5 protein-coding genes are annotated in these 3,657 nt (G+C 72.8%); all 5 read left to right on the top strand.

Features of this window, described 5'->3' with window-relative positions; translation table 11 throughout:
* A partial coding sequence (locus AB0C29_RS38215; protein WP_360831181.1) for a LuxR C-terminal-related transcriptional regulator occupies positions 1-254 on the top strand: 254 nt, incomplete at its 5' end.
* Between the two features lie 64 nt (positions 255-318).
* A complete protein-coding gene (locus AB0C29_RS38220) occupies positions 319-1,299 on the top strand; it encodes a glycerophosphodiester phosphodiesterase family protein (protein ID WP_360831184.1) in 981 nt (326 codons plus the stop codon).
* Between the two features lie 71 nt (positions 1,300-1,370).
* Positions 1,371-1,718 carry an Atu4866 domain-containing protein gene (locus AB0C29_RS38225; protein WP_360831186.1) on the top strand — a complete coding sequence of 116 codons (348 nt, stop codon included), beginning with the start codon at positions 1,371-1,373 and terminating at the stop codon, positions 1,716-1,718.
* Positions 1,719-1,749: 31 nt separating this feature from the next.
* Complete coding sequence (pnuC, locus tag AB0C29_RS38230) at positions 1,750-2,373, top strand: nicotinamide riboside transporter PnuC (RefSeq protein WP_360831189.1); 624 nt, start codon at positions 1,750-1,752, stop codon at positions 2,371-2,373.
* Entirely contained in the window at positions 2,370-3,458 is a 1,089-nt protein-coding gene (locus AB0C29_RS38235; protein WP_360831192.1) for an AAA family ATPase, read from the top strand. Before pnuC ends, AB0C29_RS38235 begins: the two co-directional genes overlap by 4 nt.
* Positions 3,459-3,657: the final 199 nt, after the last annotated feature.

Genomic DNA, 3,657 nt, shown 5'->3' on the forward strand with positions numbered 1-3,657 from the left:
CCTCGGCGGCCGAGCTGCTCTGGCCCTCGGCCACCGCCGCGCCCCGGGCGGACACCGCGGCCCGGCTGGACACCCTGACCGGCCGCGAACGCGAGGTGCTCACCCTGCTCGGGCGGGGCCTGACCAACCAGGACATCGCCCGCGACCTGGTGCTGGCCGAACGCACCGTCAAGGCCCACGTGAGCAACCTGCTGGCCAAGCTCTCGGTGACCAGCCGCACCCAGGCCGCATTGCTCGCCCGGGACCTGTCCTAAGGACGTAGCCCGGCTACGTCCTTCGCCGGTTCCGGCGCCCGCCGCCCGCTGGGAAGCTGCCCGGATGTCCCACGACAAACGCACGCGCCGGTTACGCCGGCTCTGGCTGGCCCTCGGTGTCGTCCTGCTGATCACCGCCGGGCTCTGGGTGGGCAACAGCTCGGCGCTGTGGGGTGGCGGCGACGGCCGCCCGCTGCTGCTGGCCCACCGCGGGATCGCCCAGACCTTCCCGCTGGACGGGGTGGAGAACGACACCTGCACCGCCGGCCGCATCCACCCGCCCGACCACAGCTACCTCGAGAACACGTTGCCCTCGATGCGAGCGGCGTTCGCCGCGGGCGCCGGCATGCTGGAGGTCGACGTCCAGGTCACCGCCGACGACCAGCTCGCCGTGTTCCACGACTCGACGCTCGAGTGCCGCACCGACGGCACCGGCACGGTGCGGGAACACACGCTCGCCGAGCTGCGCCGGCTGGATCTGGGGTACGGCTACACGGCCGACGCCGGCGCCACCCACCCGTTGCGCGGCACAGGTGCCGGGCTGCTGCCCACGCTGGACCAGGTCGTCACCGCGTTCCCGGGCCGGGAGCTGCTCGTCGACCTCAAGAACGACGACCCGGCCGAGGGCCAACGGCTGGCCGGCTACCTGGCCACCCTGCCCGCCGAGCGGCTGACCACGATCAGCGTGTACGGCGGGGACGCCTCGGTCGCCGCGGTCGCGGATCGGCTGCCCGAGCTCCGCGCCACCTCGAAGAAGATCATGAAGGACTGCCTGGTGCGGTACCTCGGCACCGGCTGGACCGGGCACGTCCCGGACGCCTGCCGGCACACCGAGCTGCACCTGCCGCAACGCTACGGCCGCCTGCTGTGGGGCTGGCCCAATCTCTTCGTCGACCGGATGCGCGCCGCCGACACCCGGGTGGTGCTGGTGGCCGGGGACGGACCCTGGTCGGCGGGCTTCGACCGGCCGGCCGACCTGAGGAAGGTGCCCGCGGGCTGGTCCGGCTGGCTGTGGACCAACCGGGTGGACGCGATCACCCCCTGAAGTGCTCAACCGGGACGCGGGTCGTGCCGAAGGTAGGGGCCCCACCCCGCGCCGTCCCCCCGGAGCACCTCATGCGAACTTCCCGCGTAGACACGACCATCTTCGGTGCGACGTCGCTGCTCACGCTCGCGCTCGGCGGCGTCGCCCCCGAGCAGCTCACCGTGCCCGCCCCGGCCGCTTCCGGGGACGCGGAGGCGGTCGCCGGGCTGTGGCTCAGCGCCGACAAAACGGTACGGCTGCGGCTCGACGCCGACTGGTCGTACCTGGGCCGGGTCGCGGGCCGGCACCGGGCGGCGAAGGGGACCTACCGGCCGGAGGGTACGGGGCTGGTGCTGCGCGACGACACGGGTCTGCGTACGCCGGTGACGATCGCCGACGACGTCCTGGAGATGGCCGGGCACCACCTGTTCCGGGCCTGACACCGCAGCGACCGGGTGCGATGCTGACCCGATGATCGATTGGCTCTCCGGCGTCGCGTTCACCGCCTTCGGGGTGGGCACGACCTGGGCCGAGGTGCTCGGCTTCGGCACCGGCCTGGTGAACGTGGGACTGCTGGTGCGCCGGCACATCCTGAACTGGCCGGTCGGCATCCTCAACGTGCTGCTGCTCATGCTGGTCTTCTGGTCCGCCGGCCTCTACGCCGACGCGAGCCTGCAGATCGTCTACGTGGTGCTCGGCGCGTACGGCTGGTGGGCCTGGCTCTACGGCGGTGCCAGCCGCACCCCGCTGACCGTGCGCACCACCACCAGGACCGAATGGCTCGGCCTGGCAGTCGCCGGCGTGCTGCTCACCGGCGGTCTCTGGCTCTTCCTCGACCGGCTGACCAGCTCCACCGTGCCGCTGGCCGACGCGCTCACCACGGCGTTGTCGCTGCTGGCCACCTACGGTCAGACCCGCAAGCTGGTGGAGAGCTGGTGGCTCTGGATCGCGGCCGACCTGATCTACATCCCGCTGTACGGCTACAAGGACCTCTGGCTCACCGCCCTGCTCTACGTGGCGTTCCTGGTGCTCTGCGTCCTCGGTCTGCGCGCGTGGCGGGCGGCGCTGCGCACCCAGCACACGGTGGCCGCATGAGGTGGGGGCACGGCCTCATCGTGGGCAAGTTCTATCCGCCGCACGCCGGGCACCACGAGCTGATCGACGCCGCAGCGGCCGCCTGTGACCGGGTCACCGTCGTGGTGGCGCCCAGCTCGCGGGAGTCCGTACCGCTGGAGCTGCGTCTCGCCTGGTTGCGCGAGGCCCACCCGGAGCACGTCCGCTTCGTCGGCGTCCACGACGATCACCCGGTCGACTACGCCGACCCCAGGGCCTGGGAGCTGCACACGGCCGTGTTCCGGGCGGCCGCCGGCCCGGACCGGGTGGATGCGGTCTTCTCCTCCGAGGCGTACGGCGAGGAGCTGGCCCGGCGGTTCGGCGCTCAGGCCGTCACCGTCGACCCGGAGCGGATCAAGACCCCGGTGTCCGGAACGGCGGTCCGGGCCGACCCGGTCGCGTACTGGGATCTGCTCGACCCGGGGGTGCGCGCCTGGCTGACCCGCCGGGTGATCGTCGTGGGGGCCGAGTCCACCGGGACCACCACGATGGCCCGGGCCCTGGCCCGGCACTACCGCACCCGGGGCGGGGTGTGGGCGCGGACCCGCTGGGTGCCCGAGTTCGGCCGCGAGCTGACCGCGCGCAAGCTCGACAGCCTGCGCCGGACCCGGCCCGAGGCGGTCGTCGAGGACGTGACGTGGGGGCGGGACGACTTCGTGACGGTCGCCGCCGAGCAGAACGCGGCCGAGGACAGCGCCGCCCGCGACGGTGCGCCGATCCTCTTCGGCGACACCGACGCCCTGGCCACCACGATCTGGGAAGAGCGCTACCTGGGCGAGGGCGCCGCCTGGACGACCTCGCCGGGCGTCGCGGAACGCGTACGGACACCTGATCTGTACCTGCTGACCCACCACGAGGGCGTGCCGTTCGTCGACGACGGGCTGCGCGACGGCGAAGGGGTACGGGCGTGGATGACTGCCCGCTTCGAGCGTGAACTGGCTGCTCGCGGCGTACCGTCACGGGTGTTGACCGGGTGTTATGCGGCCCGGCTGCGGGCCGCCGTCGCCGCCTGCGACGACCTGCTGGCGTCCGGGTGGTCTTTTGCTCCTCCGCTAAGCCATTCCTGATCGGGGCCGAAGCAAGGTGCATGCGGCTCAGAAAACTCCTGCTCCCGCTGCTGGCCCTGCCGATCGCCCTGGGCGGCTGCGGCATGCTCGGCTCGTCGGCGGGCACCCCCGGCGCGGCCGCGTGGTGGACACAGTGGCCGCACCGGTGCGACAGCACGAAGATGTTCAACGACGCCTCCCAGGTGGGCGGACACAGCCA

The sequence above is a fragment of the Actinoplanes sp. NPDC048791 genome (assembly GCF_040650095.1).
GTDB lineage: Bacteria > Actinomycetota > Actinomycetes > Mycobacteriales > Micromonosporaceae > Actinoplanes.